Source organism: Streptomyces sp. NPDC093064 (assembly GCF_044754605.1).
In the GTDB taxonomy this organism is placed as follows: Bacteria; Actinomycetota; Actinomycetes; order Streptomycetales; family Streptomycetaceae; genus Streptomyces.
This window is the reverse complement of sequence record NZ_JBIVPK010000094.1, coordinates 1-14,539: the sequence shown is the minus strand read 5'-3', so window position 1 is coordinate 14,539 and position 14,539 is coordinate 1. Positions and strand designations below refer to the sequence as shown.

Annotated in this window: 10 protein-coding genes; 3 read left to right on the top strand and 7 right to left on the bottom strand. The window is 71.0% G+C overall.

From position 1 onward, the window contains the following. Together ACIQFZ_RS41915 and ACIQFZ_RS41910 are read right to left on the bottom strand one after the other, a co-directional pair. On the bottom strand, positions 1-546 hold a 546-nt coding region (locus tag ACIQFZ_RS41915), incomplete at its 3' end, for an LCP family protein (protein ID WP_402693820.1). A 52-nt stretch (positions 547-598) separates the two neighbouring features. After that, positions 599-799 carry a hypothetical protein gene (locus ACIQFZ_RS41910; protein ID WP_402693819.1) on the bottom strand — a complete coding sequence of 67 codons (201 nt, stop codon included), beginning with the start codon at positions 797-799 and terminating at the stop codon, positions 599-601. Between the two features lie 712 nt (positions 800-1,511). Here ACIQFZ_RS41910 and ACIQFZ_RS41905 point away from each other — a divergent pair. The 3 genes from ACIQFZ_RS41905 to ACIQFZ_RS41895 all read left to right on the top strand — a co-directional run bounded on the left by ACIQFZ_RS41905 (position 1,512) and on the right by ACIQFZ_RS41895 (position 6,303). Further along, positions 1,512-2,432 (top strand): undecaprenyl-diphosphate phosphatase, encoded by a 921-nt coding sequence (locus ACIQFZ_RS41905; RefSeq protein ID WP_402693818.1) that lies wholly within the window; start codon positions 1,512-1,514, stop codon positions 2,430-2,432. Positions 2,433-2,801: 369 nt separating this feature from the next. Beyond that, complete coding sequence (locus ACIQFZ_RS41900; protein ID WP_402693817.1) at positions 2,802-5,243, top strand: endonuclease/exonuclease/phosphatase family protein; 2,442 nt, start codon at positions 2,802-2,804, stop codon at positions 5,241-5,243. A 526-nt stretch (positions 5,244-5,769) separates the two neighbouring features. Next, a complete protein-coding gene (locus tag ACIQFZ_RS41895) occupies positions 5,770-6,303 on the top strand; it encodes a hypothetical protein (RefSeq protein ID WP_402693816.1) in 534 nt (177 codons plus the stop codon). On the opposite strand, the gene ACIQFZ_RS41890 is transcribed toward ACIQFZ_RS41895, so the two are convergent. The 5 genes from ACIQFZ_RS41890 to ACIQFZ_RS41870 form a co-directional block, all read right to left on the bottom strand. After that, entirely contained in the window at positions 6,298-6,510 is a 213-nt protein-coding gene (locus ACIQFZ_RS41890; RefSeq protein WP_402693815.1) for a hypothetical protein, read from the bottom strand. The genes ACIQFZ_RS41895 and ACIQFZ_RS41890 overlap by 6 nt on opposite strands. A gap of 65 nt (positions 6,511-6,575) precedes the next feature. After that, on the bottom strand, positions 6,576-7,157 hold the full coding sequence (locus tag ACIQFZ_RS41885) for a Uma2 family endonuclease (RefSeq protein WP_402693814.1): 582 nt from the start codon (positions 7,155-7,157) through the stop codon (positions 6,576-6,578). Between the two features lie 37 nt (positions 7,158-7,194). After that, positions 7,195-8,496, bottom strand: coding sequence for an SWIM zinc finger family protein (locus ACIQFZ_RS41880; RefSeq protein ID WP_402693813.1), 1,302 nt, complete (start codon positions 8,494-8,496; stop codon positions 7,195-7,197). Beyond that, positions 8,493-11,429 carry a DEAD/DEAH box helicase gene (locus ACIQFZ_RS41875; protein ID WP_402693812.1) on the bottom strand — a complete coding sequence of 979 codons (2,937 nt, stop codon included), beginning with the start codon at positions 11,427-11,429 and terminating at the stop codon, positions 8,493-8,495. The genes ACIQFZ_RS41880 and ACIQFZ_RS41875 overlap by 4 nt, the downstream gene beginning before the upstream one ends. Then, on the bottom strand, positions 11,426-13,705 hold the full coding sequence (locus ACIQFZ_RS41870; protein ID WP_402693811.1) for a plasmid pRiA4b ORF-3 family protein: 2,280 nt from the start codon (positions 13,703-13,705) through the stop codon (positions 11,426-11,428). The genes ACIQFZ_RS41875 and ACIQFZ_RS41870 overlap by 4 nt, the downstream gene beginning before the upstream one ends. Between the last annotated feature and the right edge of the window lie 834 nt (positions 13,706-14,539).

Below are 14,539 nucleotides of genomic sequence, written 5' to 3'. Positions count from 1 at the left end.
GCCGGTGAAGTCCTGCACCGTCGCCAGCGTCGCCTCGCGCCCGGCCTCACGGCTCCTGGCCTCCAGATCGGCGCCCTTGACACCCTGCCGGGCGTACTTGTCGTGGGCGCCGGTGTAGGCGTTGGCGTAGGCTTCCTTGATCTTGTAGTGGCCCTGTGCGGAGCCGTCACCGTTGAGGGTCTGCACGTAGTCGTCGCGGGGGATGGAGAACGCCTGGACCTTGCCGCCACCGGCAGGGATGTGCATGAGGATCAGGGTGTTGGTGTTGTAGTAGCCGATGCTGCTGGATCCGGCGTGCAGTTCGCGCTGCACGAACCTCCGGGGCAGGTCGTTGCCGTTCATGTCCTTGCGCGAATCCAGGCCGATCAGCAGCAGGTTCACGGCGTTGTCCAGGTGCGCGGGCGCTTTCTTGCGCACCGCGTCCAAGGCGTTGGACGTGGTGAGCCCGCCCATCAGGGTGTGGTACGCGTACCAGGTCGCTCCGCATCCCAGCAGCAGGGCCGACGACGCCGTCCACACCACCACGCGCAGCGCGCGTATCCCCAACGAGCGTCGCCCACTGCGGACAGCGGCCCGGCGCCGACGGCGCCCTGTGGACTCAGACACCGCGGGCCCTCCGCACGCCGAACCGGAGGAGAGCTGCCGCCAGGGCCACGACGAGCACCGCGCACTCCGCGGCGGCCATCGCCGGGAACGCCGCCACGGCCCACCGCACCAGTCGTGTTTCAGGCGGACCGCCGGACGTCAGCACCGATCCGGCCGTGACAACGGCCACGGCCAGAACCGGCAGCGGGGCCACCCACCCCAGTACGCGACCGCGAACCGCCAGAAGGGCCGCGAGGAGTCCGCCTGCCGTCGCCCCGGACACCACGCCCCAACCGGGACCGTGATCCGCGACGGCATCCACCGCTACCCCCAACAGCGCAGGGCCTGCCAGTGCTGCGGCGGCTGTGCCGATCCCGGGCCCGCCGACCCGGGACGCGCCACCCGTTCCTCGAGGCGAGCGTCGCCTGCTCGGCTCGTCCTGGGACGGCGCGCGTCCCCCGGCCCCGCGCTGCGCGACCACCCGCGCCTGCTCGGGCGGGCGGCCCCGCCCTTGCGTACCGACGCCACCGACGGTCCGTTCCTGCTGATCACGCATACGCCCGCTCTCGCTGATCCTGAACATGGGGCAACGGGCCCTGCTTGCCGTCGACATCGCCCCTCTTCCACCCGTGAGACGAAGGAGTGCCGCCATTAGTTGCACAGTCGCGCAAGTGAGCAAATGCCAGGAGGGCGTGACGCCAATCAGCAATATCAAATACAGGCATTTTTCGGGCCTAACCGGAGGCATACTTGCGTTCATGCGCAAGTAGCGGGCTACCGTACGGGGCGTTGGCCGCCGTTCACCTTCTGGCGCTGAGATGTGGGGAGAAGTCGCAGCGTCTGTAGGACATCTGGCCTGGCGTGCCGTGGCGTTCCCCCGGCCGCGCTGACGCTCCCGAAGCATCCTGTTGAATGAAAGTCTGTGGATGTCGACCTTGACCTATCCCGAAGCCGTAGTTATCGGCCTGCTCCAGGGCGTCACCGAACTGTTCCCGGTCTCCAGTCTTGGCCACAGCATCCTGTTGCCGGCGCTACTTGGCGGGCACTGGGCGCGGGACCTGGATGTCTCGGCGGAGGGTTCGCCGTATCTGAGTGTTCTGATCGGCATGCACCTGGCCACGGCGTTGGCTCTGGTCGTCTACTTCCGGCGTGACTGGGTGAAGGTGACCCGTGGGCTGTTCACGTCCGTCCGCGATCGACGGATCGAGACGGTCGAGCAGAAGCTCGCCTGGTTGCTGATCATTTCCACCATCCCGGTGGGAGTCGCCGGACTACTCCTGGAGCACTTCGTCAGGGCCGTACTGGGCAAGCCGATACCCGTCTCGATCTTCCTGGCCCTCAACGGCCTCGTGCTGTACATGACGGAGCGGCTGCGCCGGGGCGGCACCGGTCGGCGCCGGGCGGGGCATGCACCGGCGGCCGGCGAGGAGGACCTGGACCCGGAGGATCTGTCCGACCGTCGGCTCACCAGGCTGTCCTTCTTTCAGGGAGCGGTGATCGGTGCGGCGCAGATCGCGGCTCTCTTCCCGGGCATCAGCCGATCCGGTTCGACCATCAGTGCGGGCATCCTCCGGGGACTGTCGCACGAGGACTCGGCCCGGTTCGCTTTCCTGCTGGCCACGCCGGTCATCGGCGCCGCTGCCATGCTGAAGGTACCCGAACTGTTCGGTCCTGCGGGTGACGGCGTCCGCGGTCAGGCGATCGTCGGCAGCATCGCGGCCTTCGCCGCGGGATACGTCGCGGTGGCCTTCCTCACCCGGTACTTCGAGACTCGTACCCTGACCCCGTTCGCGGTGTACTGCACCCTCGCGGGCCTGGGCAGTCTCGCCTACTTCACGCTCGGCTGACCACCCTCCCGCCGGTCCTCACTGAACGGTGTGTCACCTCGCCCCCGCGGTCCTCTCTGAACGGGGTGTCACCTCGCCAGCCGTCCGACCGATACAAGACGCAGCCTGCCCGCCGCGCCCATCAGATCGGCTCACCACTGTTCATGCCGACACGCACACGGGGCGTCGGGAGAGCCAGGTGTCGGCAAACAGTTGGCCGAGGGTTCAACTTGCAGGCGCTTTCGGGGTGTTTCTACGCGCGTAGTTTAAGTACGCGCCATGCCCCGTCCGTTGACAACGGATCCGGGTGATCGGCGCTTCCTAACGCGCCCTCACCCTTTCCCAATTACCAAGGAGCCCCTTCCTGTGTCGCATTCCAGCGATGTAACGATGATCCGCCCTGCGAAGCACCGCGCTGCTCCGCTGCGCAAGCGGCTGATACCACTGGCGATCACCGGCTCGGTGGTGCTGGCCGGAGTGGGCGTCCACTCCGCCTTCGCCACCCCGTCGGCCGACGCCGTCATCTCCCAGGTGTACGGCGGCGGCGGCAACTCCGGCGCCATCCTCACCAACGACTTCATCGAGCTCGCCAACGCCGGCTCCGGCTCGCTGGACCTCTCCGGCTACACCGTCCAGTACCTGTCGGGCAACCCCGGCCCGACCACCAAGTGGCAGGCCACCCCCCTCACCGGCTCACTCGCCGGCAACGGCCGTTACCTGATCCAGGAGGCCGCGGGCACCGGCGGCACCACCGCCCTGCCCACCCCGGACGCCACCGGCAACATCAACATGTCGGCCACCACCGGCACCGTCGCGCTGGTCCAGGGCACCGACCCGCTCACCTGCGTCACCAAGGCCGACTGCCTCGCCGACTCCCGCATCAAGGACCTGGTCGGCTTCGGCACCGCCGTCGTCTTCAAGGGCTCCGGCCAGGCCCTCGGGGCGAGCAACACCCAGTCGGTCTTCCGCAAGACCCTGGTCGACACCGAGGACAACGCCGCAGACTTCACCTCCGGCGACCCCACCCCGCACAACTCCGGTGGCGAGAGCACCGGTGACGGTTCCGAACCGTCGCCGACCCCGACGCCCACGCCGCCCGCCAACGCTGTCTCGGCGAAGATCCACGACATCCAGGGCACCACCCGGATCTCCCCGCTGGCCGGCAAGGACGTCAAGGACGTCACCGGCATCGTCATCGGCGTCCGCAGCACCGGTGCCTCCAAGGGCTTCTGGATGCAGGACCCGAACGCGGACAACGACCCGCGCACCAGCGAGGGCATCTTCGTCTACACCAGCTCCGCCCCCACGGTGAGGGTCGGTGACAGCGTCAGCGTCTCCGGCTACATCTCGCAGTACTACCCGGGCGGCAAGGACGCCGGCGGCCTCTCGGTCAACGAGATCGCCAAGCCGATCGTCACCACCCTCTCCACCGGCAACAAGCTGCCCGCTCCGGTCGTCCTCGACAAGAAGAGCATCCCGGCCGGCTTCGCCCCGGACGCGAGGGGCGGCAGCATCGAGGGCCTCACCCTTGAGCCCAACAAGTACGCGCTGGACCTGTTCAAGTCCCTCGAGGGCATGAACGTCCGCTTCTCCGACGCGCGCGTGGTCGGCGCGGCCAACTCGTACAACGAGATGTGGGTCACCGTCGACCCCAACCACAACAAGACCAAGCGCGGCGGCGTCTACTACGGGTCGTACAACGACCCCAACCCCGCCCGCCTCATGGTCCAGACGCTGATCACCAACCAGGCGTTCCCGCAGGCCGACGTCGGCGACACGCTCAAGGGCATCACCGAGGGCCCGCTCGACTGGAACCAGTTCGGCGGCACCTATGCCGTGCAGGCCCGCGAGATCGGCATTCTCAAGAGTGGCGGCCTCAAGCCCGAGGTCACCACCGCGGCCAAGTCCGACGAGGCCTCCCTCGCCACGTACAACGTGCAGAACCTGGCCCCCAAGGACCCGCAGGCCAAGTACGACCGGCTCGCCCAGGGTCTGATCAACAACCTCCGCTCGCCCGACATCGTCGCTCTGGAGGAGATCCAGGACAACAGCGGCGCGGTCGACGACGGCACCGTCGACGCCGACAAGACGCTCAACAAGCTCACCGATGCCATCGCCGCGGCCGGCGGCCCGCAGTACGAGTGGCGGCAGATCAACCCGGAGAACGACAAGGACGGCGGCCAGCCGGGCGGCAACATCCGCACCGCGTACCTCTTCAACCCGAAGCGGGTCAGCTTCACCGACCGTCCCGGAGGCACCTCCACCACCCCCGTGGGCATCACCGGCAAGGGCGACAAGACCGCGCTGACCGTCTCCCCCGGCCGCATCGACCCCACCAACTCGGCCTGGAACTCCAGCCGCAAGCCGCTGGTCGGCGAGTTCACCTTCCAGGGCAAGAAGCTCTTCGTGATCGCCAACCACTTCGCCTCCAAGCTCGGCGACCAGGGTGTCGACAGCCGCTTCCAGGTGCCCACCCGCAGCTCCGAGGTGCAGCGGACGCAGCAGGCGGCCGTGGAGAACGCCTTCATCAAGGAGCTGCTTGCCGCCGACCCGAAGGCGAACCTGGTCGTCCTCGGTGACCTGAACGACTTCCAGTTCTCGCCGGCGGTCCAGACCCTCACCGGCAACGGCAAGCAGCTCACCGACCTGGTGAACACGCTGCCCCAGGCCGAGCGTTACTCCTACGTGTACCAGGGCAACTCGCAGGTGCTCGACCACATCCTGGTCAACCCGGCGATGAAGCACGTCAGCTACGACGTGGTGCACATCAACTCCGAGTTCGCCGACCAGACCAGCGACCACGAGCCGCAGGTCGTGCGCGTGAAGCCGTAAGGCCGACGCAGGCCCGCCCGTCCCCGCGCTCAGTGCAGGGGGCGGGCGGGCCTCTCTGCATATGCGGAGCCGAGGCCTCCGTTGTCGCGGGGATCGACGGTGCGCGATCCTGGCGGTTAAATCCGGGGTTGAGGTGGGACGCACCGGACCGATTGTGGATCATGGCTCTGCGACAGGCTTGTGGTGTCTGTCCTCAGGGTGGAGAGCGTGGTGTCGGTGCCGCCGCAGCCCTGGCCAGAGCCGGCCCCGGAGATCGCTGCCGCGATCCTGGCGATGTACTCGGGCAAGCGGCAGGCGCCAATGCCAAGCCGAAGTCTCCACCGTGGACAAATGTCTGGAGGCCGTGCTGACCGGCCGCGGGATCGCCTTCACGCAGTCCTCGTCCCAGAGGTACTACGCCCTGCCCTTGCCGAAAACCTCATCCACCCAGGTGGGAGCCGGTGTGTGGGGAGCACGGGTTCTCGAGCACGGGCACTCGAATCGGTACTCACGCGCGGCTGAAGACCACCCGGCATGATGGCAGGTCGTGCTGCTGCGACTGGCTTACCTGACCGTGACGAACGCGTTCGCCGTGCTGCGCCTGCTGCCCATGAGCGACCGGGACAAAGACGCAGAGATCCTCGCCCTGCGTCACCAGATCACGGTGCTGGAGCGCCAACTCCGTGGCGAGAAGGCTCGGTTCTCCCCAAGCGATCGCGCGTTCCTCCCGGCTCAGCAGTTCGGCCGCGCGCCCGAAGCCCACCAGGCCGCTCTGCGCGTCTGTTCCGCCAGCGATCCGGGCCCGGGCGGCGCCGCCGGCGGAGGCGAGCACGGCCAGCAGGAACGACCGCGCGCGCCGTCGGTGCTCGACGTGTTGAGCGTACACGGCACACTGCCGGATGCCTTGGCCGTCCAGACGCCAGCCGGGTACGCGGTGCACTTGATCACAGGGGCCGCTGGCGGGGCGGTGTTCAGCACGAACTTCGTGTACGGCGCCGACACTGTCGGCTACGGTGACCGATGCCGACGGGGACAGCGTGAAGGCGCAGTTCGAGGTCACCGCCGGGCACTGGGGCTATAACTCCTCCTGCCCGCCGAACTGGTCGAACTGGACCCTGACCGGCATGGTCCAGGACTGGGCGGACGGCAGGCCCAACCCGACCGGCACGGAGCGGGGAGCACGGTTCAGCCTCAGCTGCCAGCGGGACGGGGTGTGGAAGGACATCGACACCTCGCTGTCCGACACCGGAGACGCCTTGGAGCCGCGGGCGGCGACCGCGAACGTCACGGTCGCACAAGGACGCGGTGCAGAAGGTCGTCGACGCGCCCGTGGCCACGATGCACTGGATCAAATCAGCGGACGAGACGGGGCAAGTCGATGTCGATGCCGAAAGGGACCGCGGTCTTCATGCGATCGCGGCTAATACCGGTGGCTACGTAGGTGCGGGTGGTGTCGTCCAGCTCGTACGTGTGGATGACGGGGAGGCCGTTTTCCTCCTCGACACGCCAGTAGTGCCGAATACCCGCCTGCGCGTACTTGAACGGCTTCAGCGACCGGTCGCGGTCGGCGGACTCATCCGAGACGACTTCGATGGCGAGGGCGACCTGGTCGGGGAGGTAGCACGTACGGTTCGGGTCGTATGGGGCCGTGACAGCGAGGACGTCAGGCTCGGGCCGGTTCTTCTCGTTCAGCTTGACCGTCATCTCCCGGTCGATCACGAATCCCTCGGGAGCTTGATCGTCCAGTGCGGTCGTAAGCCGGGTGACGACGCGGGCGTGCCAGGACCGCTGCGGGGACACCATGAAGATCAGCGCTCCATCGATCAGCTCGGTGTGTCGTGGGAGGTCGGGTGCGTTGTCGAGGTCATCGGCCTCCCAACCACTCGGCCGAGGCGGCAGCATCCAGGGCGGGAGCGCGTCCCATGCGGTCGTCATCGTGTCCTCCATCGAGCGCCCCGGCCAGCTTAATCCGTCAGTTCCGCGTGGCGGCGGTACGGGCCGCGACGAGAGCGGCGACGGGGTCGGCTGTGGCGGGGGCACAGGGCCACCATCGGGTGGTGGAGCTGCGGCCTTCGCGGATGTAGGGATGCCATCGATTGTCGGGGCCGAGGCGGATCTGGACGCCCTCGTCATCGGCGGTGAGACGGTTGCGCCAGACGCGTACCCGCACGGTGCCCGCGGTGTCGTCCTCGGTCTCCGTGTTGTCGGCGTTGTCGGGGTCGCTGAGGGCGGCGCGGGCCGCGGCCATGGCAGCGGGGTCGGGGGTGAGGGGCGCGCGGGCGACGGCGACGCCGGCCGGGCCGCCGTGGCGCTGGGCGCGGACCAGGCGGGCGAAGTCGAATGGAGGCAGGCCGGTGGAGCGTACGAGTTGATGGAACCAGTGCTCGCCGACGCCGCTCGCGGCGAGGCGTACGGCGTCGTCGAGCGGGGTGCAGGTGAGGGAGGCGGTGTGTCCGGCCGCAAGGGCGCGGGCGCGCTGAGCAGTGTCCCGGGTGAGGGCTTCGAGGTCGTCGAGGGTGAAGGGGGCGTCGGGTGGGGGCGTGGTCGTGAGGGGGGAAGGGACCGACCCGGGGTCGGCGGGGTCGGCGGGCGGGCTCTCGGTTCCCTCGGTCTGTGGGGCGGGCGGGGTGAAGACGCCGTCGAAGGAGGCGAACGCGTCGCGGGCGGGCACGCCCCGGCCGCGGGGCGTGCCGCCGGTTTCCGGCGCGGCGCCTGTGCGGGCCTGGCGCCGGGTGCGCAGCGCGGCGAGGACGGTGTCCTTGGTGCGGCCGCGGAGAGTGAAGAGCCAGAAGGGGTCGTCGTCGAGGTGGGCGGCGGTGGCGTAGCACAGGGCGGCGGCGTGCTTGCAGGGGTAGCCCCAGTCGGGGCAGGAGCACTCGGGGTCGAGTTCGCTCGCCTCCGGCAGCAGGGGGATGCCGGCGGTGCGGGCGTCGTCGACGAGGTCGGCGGGCATCTCGCCGTCGAGGAGGGCGGCGGTGCGGCCGGCCTGGGCGGCGATGGCGTCGAGGAGGGTGTCCCACTGGGCGTCGGTGAGGACGCGCAGGTGCACCGCCGCGTCGTACGGCCAGGGGGCGCTGCCCTCGACCTCTGCGCGCAGCACACCGGGGGTGACGGTGACCGGGCCGACCATGCCCTTGCGGGCGTAGGTGCGGCCGCGGGAGAGGCGGCCGGAATCGAGGGTGGAGGCCTCCAGGGCGTCCACCCAGGCCTGCCCCCACCAGGTGGTGGCGAAGGCGCGGCTGCCGGTACGGGGTGCCTTGCGGGCGGGGGTCATGCCTCGAACTCCTTGGAGAGTGCGACGAGTTCGGCGAGGTCGGCGTCGGAGAGTTCGGTCAGGGCGGCCTCACCGGAGGCGATGACCTGGTCCGCGAGGGCGCGCTTGGCACCGAGCAGGCGGGCGACTCTGTCCTCGACGGTGCCCTGTGTGGTGAGCCGGTGGACCTGGACGGGGCGGTCCTGGCCGATGCGGTAGGCGCGGTCGGTGGCCTGGTCCTCGACGGCGGGGTTCCACCAGCGGTCGTAGTGGATCACGTGGGTGGCGCGGGTGAGGTTGAGGCCGGTGCCGGCGGCCTTCAGGGAGAGCAGGAAGACGGGGAACTCGCCCTGCTGGAAGGCGGCGACCATTTCCTCGCGCCGGGGGACGGCGGTGGCGCCGTGCAGGTAGCGGGCGCGTACTCCGCGGTCGGCGAAGTGCCGCTGAAGGAGCTTGCCCATCTGCGTGTACTGGGTGAAGACCAGGGCGCCCTCGCCTTCGGCCACCACCGTGTCGAGCAGTTCGTCGAGGAGTTCCAGTTTGCCCGAGCGGCCGGGCAGCGGGCCGGCCTCGCGCAGGTAGTGGGCGGGGTGGTTGCAGATCTGTTTGAGCGCGGTGAGGAGTTTGAGGACCAGGCCGCGGCGGGCGATGCCGTCCGCCTTCTCGATGAGGGCCATGGCCTCGCGTACCTGCGCCTCGTACAGGGCGGCCTGCTCGCGGGTGAGGGCGACGGGGTGGTCGGTCTCGGTCTTGGCCGGCAGCTCGGGGGCGATCCCAGGGTCGGACTTGCGGCGGCGCAGCAGGAACGGGCGGGTGAGACGGGTGAGTTGCTCGGCGGCCTGCCGGGCCTGTTCGGCGGTCTCCGCGTCGTCGTCCATGCCCAGCGCGCCGCGCTCGATGGCTTTGGCGAAGCGGTCGCGGAAGGCGGCGAGCGGGCCGAGCAGGCCGGGTGTGGTCCAGTCGAGCAGTGCCCACAGCTCGGAGAGGTTGTTCTCCACCGGGGTGCCGGTGAGCGCGACGCGGGCACGGGCGGGCAGGGCACGTAGTTCGCGGGCGGTGGTGGCGTACGGGTTCTTGACGTGTTGGGCCTCGTCGGCGGCCACGAGCGACCACTTCACGGCGGCGAGCCGCTCCCGGTCGCGGCGCAGCACGCCGTAGGTGACCAGGACGAGTTCGTTACCGGCGAGGTGGTCCAGGGTGCGCTCGCCGCCGTGGTAGCGGCGTACCGGCACGGCGGGGGCGAAGCGGGCGGCCTCGCGCTGCCAGTTGCCGAGCAGCGAGGCCGGGCAGACCACGAGGGTGGGACCCGCGGTGTCGGGCTGCTCCTGGCGGTGCAGATGGAGGGCGAGCAGCGTGACGGTCTTGCCGAGGCCCATGTCGTCGGCGAGGACTCCGCCCAGCGTGAGGCGGGTCATGTCCGCCAGCCAGGCCAGGCCCCGCAGCTGGTAGCCGCGCAGGGTGGCGGTCAGGCCCTCCGGCGCCCGGACGGGGGTGCGGCCCTCGGGGTCGCGCAGCCGGTCCACCAGCTCACCGAAGGTGCCGGCCGCCTCCACCGCGACGCGCTCACCGTCCCACTCCACCTCCCCGGTCAGCACCGCTTGAAGCGCGTCCACCGGGGCGAGTTCGCGGCTGCGCCGCCGCTTGAGGCGGGCCACCAGTTTCGGGTCGGCGACGACCCACTGGTCGCGCAGCTTGACCAGCGGACGGCGGGCCTCGGCGAGTTGGTCGAGCTCGGCCTCGGTGAGTTTCTCGCCGCCGAGCGCGACATGCCAGGAGAAGTCGAGCAGGGCGTCGCGGCCCAGCAGGGTGTCCACGGTCGCGCCGGGCGCGGTCGCCGCCCCGATCTCCGCGTGCGCTTCGAGGGACTTGACCAGCTCACGCGGCCAGTGCACCCGCACGCCCGCCGAACGCAATGTGTCGGTGGCGTCCCCCAGCAGCTCCATGGCCTCCTCGTCATCGAGCCGCAGCACGCTGGGGGCGGCCTCGGCGAGCAGGCGGGTCAGCGGTTGCCAGGCGCGGGCGGCGCGGCGCAGCGCGAGCAGCGCTTCTTCCTCGGCGCGCGGACCGAGCAGGTGCTGTGCGCGAACCGGATCGGCCCACAACTCGGCAGCGTCCAGGACCAGGGACGGGTCGGCCGCGGTCCGCAGCTGCAGCACCGTGTGGAAGACACGGCGCCGCCCGGCCGGGGGCTCGACCCGCAGTTCCACACTGATCTGCGCGGCCCGCTCGGCCGCGGTTTCGGCCGCCCACTGGGCCAGGCGCGGATACAGGGCGGTCGCACGGTCGGCGTACGGGTTGCCGGGCACGGCCCGGCCAGCGGCCGGGGTGCGCGGCAGAGCGTCCGCGAGCGCGTCGCAGAACTCCCGTACCAGAGCAGCCGGTTCGGCGACTCGTACGGTCTGGTCGTCCGCCGGGGGCGCGGGGAGGTTGTGGGCGTACGGCGGCAGGGCGGCGGCCAGCGCGTCCAGGTCCCGCTTGCCCTTCGCACCGGGCGGCCCGAAGCGCCAGGTGGTGTACGTGTCGGAGGTCAGCGCCGGATACAGGCGTCCCTCGCCCAGCAGCCGAAGGGCGAGCCGGGCGACGGCTGCCCACGCGAGGAGCGAGGGATGGACCCCGGTCCCGGGCAGGTCGAGCAGGAGGGCGAGCGCGCCACCGGGATCGAGCGCCCACCCATCGACGGTGCGGGTGCGCACCCCGCTGCCGTGCGGCAGGACCAGCGGCAGCCGGACCCGCTCCACCGCCTCCGGCGCGGCGGCCTGGGCGGGCACGCGGCAGGCGTCGGCAGCGGACCGGTAGAGCACCAGACGGCCGAGCCGGGCCGGCTGTCCCGGCTCGGCAGGGGCGAACACGGCCGCCCAGCCGCCGGCGACGAGGCGCTCGCGGGCCCAGGCGGTAGCAGCGGGATCGACGAGCGGTACAGCTTCGGCACCGATCTCCCTCACGAGCAGGCTCACTTGGCGCTCCCCACCTTGAACGCGGCCTTCCGCAGCCGCTTGGCCAGGGCCTTGTCGACGGGCTTGACGGCATCGGCCAGCGCGCCGAGCACCTCGCCGGCGTGCGGGTGGCCGGCCCGCCACAGGTCGTCGGCGCGCTCGGCCAGCTGCTCGAGCGGACGCCTGCCCTCCTCGGGACCTGCCAGCAGTTGTTCGCGTAGCAATTGCTCGCCCGCCGCGACGAACGGCAGCACGCCGTCCACCAGCATCCACTCCAGGCCCCACGCGTCCTCCCCCACGGCAGGCTCGCCGATCCGGCGCAACATGGACGCCGCCGCGTGAGCACAGCCGGTGACCTTCGAGAGGGCGGCCTTGCGCAGTACCGCCTTCGCCCGCCCGGTGCGGTCCGCCTCCAGTATGGCGGCCAGCACCCGCGGGGCCTGCAGGCGGCGCAGGGCGTCGGCCGGCTCCGTGCCGTCGCAGGCGTCCACCACCTGGACAGCCGCGTCCGCCGCGGGGCGAGCCGCCAGCCAGCCCGCCACCTCCGCCGCCACGTCCGTCTCGGAGGGGTACGCAGGGAGCGCGGCCAGCAGTGCGCGGGCGTCCGCCTGGGCGAGCGAGCCGATCACCGGTGCCGGGACGCCCGCCGCCACCAGCAGCGCGCGCAGGCCGGAGCGGCCCAGCGTGGTGAGCCGGAAGCGGCCGACGGACGGCGTGCCCCGCATGCCGCCGTCGGGCCCGTCAAACAGCAGCGCGAGCACGGCGTCCGTCGGCGGAGGCTCGTGGCCCTCACGTTCGGCGGCGCCCAACAGCTCCAGAGTCCCGGCGGTGTCGTGATATTGGCCGATGAGGAGCGCCGAGACCAGCCGCCGGGCCGGGCCTTCGGGCAGCCCTTCCATGCCGTCGGTGAGGAAGCCGTCGACGGCCAGCCACTCCCCCTCGGGCAGCCCGTACGCCGCGATCAGCATCAAGAACACCAGCGGCGGGGCTTCCTCGACCAGCTCCCGCAACGGCTGCAGCCCGCCCGGCCACTCGTCCAACGCAGGGAAGGAGAGCGAGAGTTCGACCGCCGCGCCCGCCACCGCTTCCTGCCAGGCAGACAGGAGCGCCGCGTCATCGTCCTGGTCCGGCAGTTCGTCGCCGGCGTACGCCCGGTTGCCCTCCACCTCGACGAAGCCACAGTCCAGCGCCCAGTCCCAGGGCAGAGCCAGCGGCTCCATGTCAGCCGCGCTGCGGACCTTCGCCAGCCACGCGGCCCGCTCCTCGGCATCACCCCACCCGTCGGGGTCGACGCGCCACAGCTCGGCCTCCTCCACGGCCTGCCGGGCGAGCTTCGGCCGCAGCACCCCCTTCGGGGTGAGCTCCCGACCGCCGCCGCACCAGTGCCCGAGCCGCACGGCCGCCATGAAAGCGGGCACCTCGCGCACCGCGCGGGCCAGCTCCGCCTCGCCAGGCAGCCGCACGGCCGGCAACCGCAAGCCCACGGCGCCCAGGACATCGGACAGCGACACCTCGTCGTCCGACTCGTCGTCTTCGGCGAGCGGTCCCGCGCCTCCGGGCAGCGGGTGCAGACCACCGCACTCGCACCGGTATCTCCCCGGCGGAACCTGGCGCCCACCCGGCCCGCCGTGCCTCTTCCGCTTCGTGCCCACCGCCCGACGTAGCGGCACCTGCGCGAGCTCCCCGGTGAGCTCGGCGGGGTCGAAGGCGACCGGGTCGAAGCCCACCTCGTACAGGCCGGCCAGCACCTCGTCGTGCAGGCCGTCGTACTCCGCCCACTCCTCACCGCCGTGCCGGACAAGCGTGGGGCTCGGCCGCTCCCCGTCCGCGTACCGCTCCAGCAGCCCGGCCAGCCCCCACACACCGCCGAGGTCCTCGGCGGGCGGCATGGCCCGGCGCCCGCCCGCGCACACCGCGTGCTCCCCTTCACCCTCCCGGGCGGGGCGCACCGCCTCCACCGTGATCCGGTGCAGCCAGTCGTCGCCGAAGTCGTACGTGTAGTCCATGCGGTCGCCGGTGCCCGGCAGGACATCCGCGAGGCCGGCCTCCTCCTCGTCAAAGACCGGGATGTCGAGGTCCTCCCGAGCGGCGTACCGTCCGCCGGCGCGGTCCTCGAAGACGTGCAGGTGCATGCCCTCCCAGCCGAACGCCACCTGGATCACGTCGTGCAGCGACCTCAGGGCGATGTCCGAAGGCACCACCAGCCGCCGCCACACCGGAGGTTTCATCCCCACCAGAGCAACCTTGAGCTGGTGGACAAAAGCAGTGCGCTCCCCGGAGCTGCGCTGGGTGGTCATGGCTGAGGGCTTCCCACTCGTCGGAGGCATAAGCTCCGGGGCACGCGACGCGCCCGCCGCTGTACGCCGAACGGCTGACCCGGCCATTCTTGCAGTCCTGAGCCACCGGCCCGGCCGCCGGGCGAAATTCCCCCGTCCGACTTGCGCACGAACCACACCTTGTGCCTGAGCTCCAGTCCCGGCCCGCACGGCGCCCGATCCCGGCGAAGTACTGATCACTGCCTCTGGTGGCGAAGTCGAGATCAGGCTGCGGCTGCGGTCGTCAGCCCAAGATCGCGGCGGAGTCGGTGGACTCGGGTGGGCGGGCGGCCGGGCCGTCCGCCATGTCGCTGAGATTCCGGTCATTCCGGAGGGCGAGGTACTCATCGGCTCCACCGGCGTCATCGGGCGTCCACTGCCCATGAACACCATCCGTACATCATCGGGCAGTTGCTGGCTTACCGGCGCAGGGTGCGTCGGGCGCGCCCCGCCCGAGTGGCCCGGTGTGACAGGGGGTCTTGCCCTGTCCACCGTGCGGTGGGAGATTCGCTGCAGGGCACGGGGGCAGCGCCGGTGGAGCTGCCTGGTGGTGGGGACGTCGAGGACGAAGATGTGGCCGATGTCCGCGCTCGCTCGGCGAACAGCTGGATCTACGCCTACGATGCCTGAAACCCGCCTGGACGGCGTCACAGACCCGCAATCTGTGGCCGGTCGGACGCGACAGCGTCGCCGCCGACGCGCGGGGTCACCGGTCCCCCGGGCCGCCCTTCCCCATGTGGCCGGCTCTCCCGGTCTCGGAGTACTACGGCGGCTCCGCCCCGTCCCGGACCGATCAGCGGTCGATGCGCCCAGCCC

Excerpts from the sequence above, each read along its gene's own strand:
- ACIQFZ_RS41905 (WP_402693818.1), top strand. The coding sequence starts at position 1,512 with ATGTCGACCTTGACCTATCCCGAAGCCGTAGTTATCGGCCTGCTCCAG.
- ACIQFZ_RS41900 (WP_402693817.1), top strand. The coding sequence starts at position 2,802 with ATGATCCGCCCTGCGAAGCACCGCGCTGCTCCGCTGCGCAAGCGGCTG.
- ACIQFZ_RS41885 (WP_402693814.1), bottom strand. The coding sequence starts at position 7,157 with ATGACGACCGCATGGGACGCGCTCCCGCCCTGGATGCTGCCGCCTCGG.
- ACIQFZ_RS41880 (WP_402693813.1), bottom strand. The coding sequence starts at position 8,496 with ATGACCCCCGCCCGCAAGGCACCCCGTACCGGCAGCCGCGCCTTCGCC.
- ACIQFZ_RS41870 (WP_402693811.1), bottom strand. The coding sequence starts at position 13,705 with ATGACCACCCAGCGCAGCTCCGGGGAGCGCACTGCTTTTGTCCACCAG.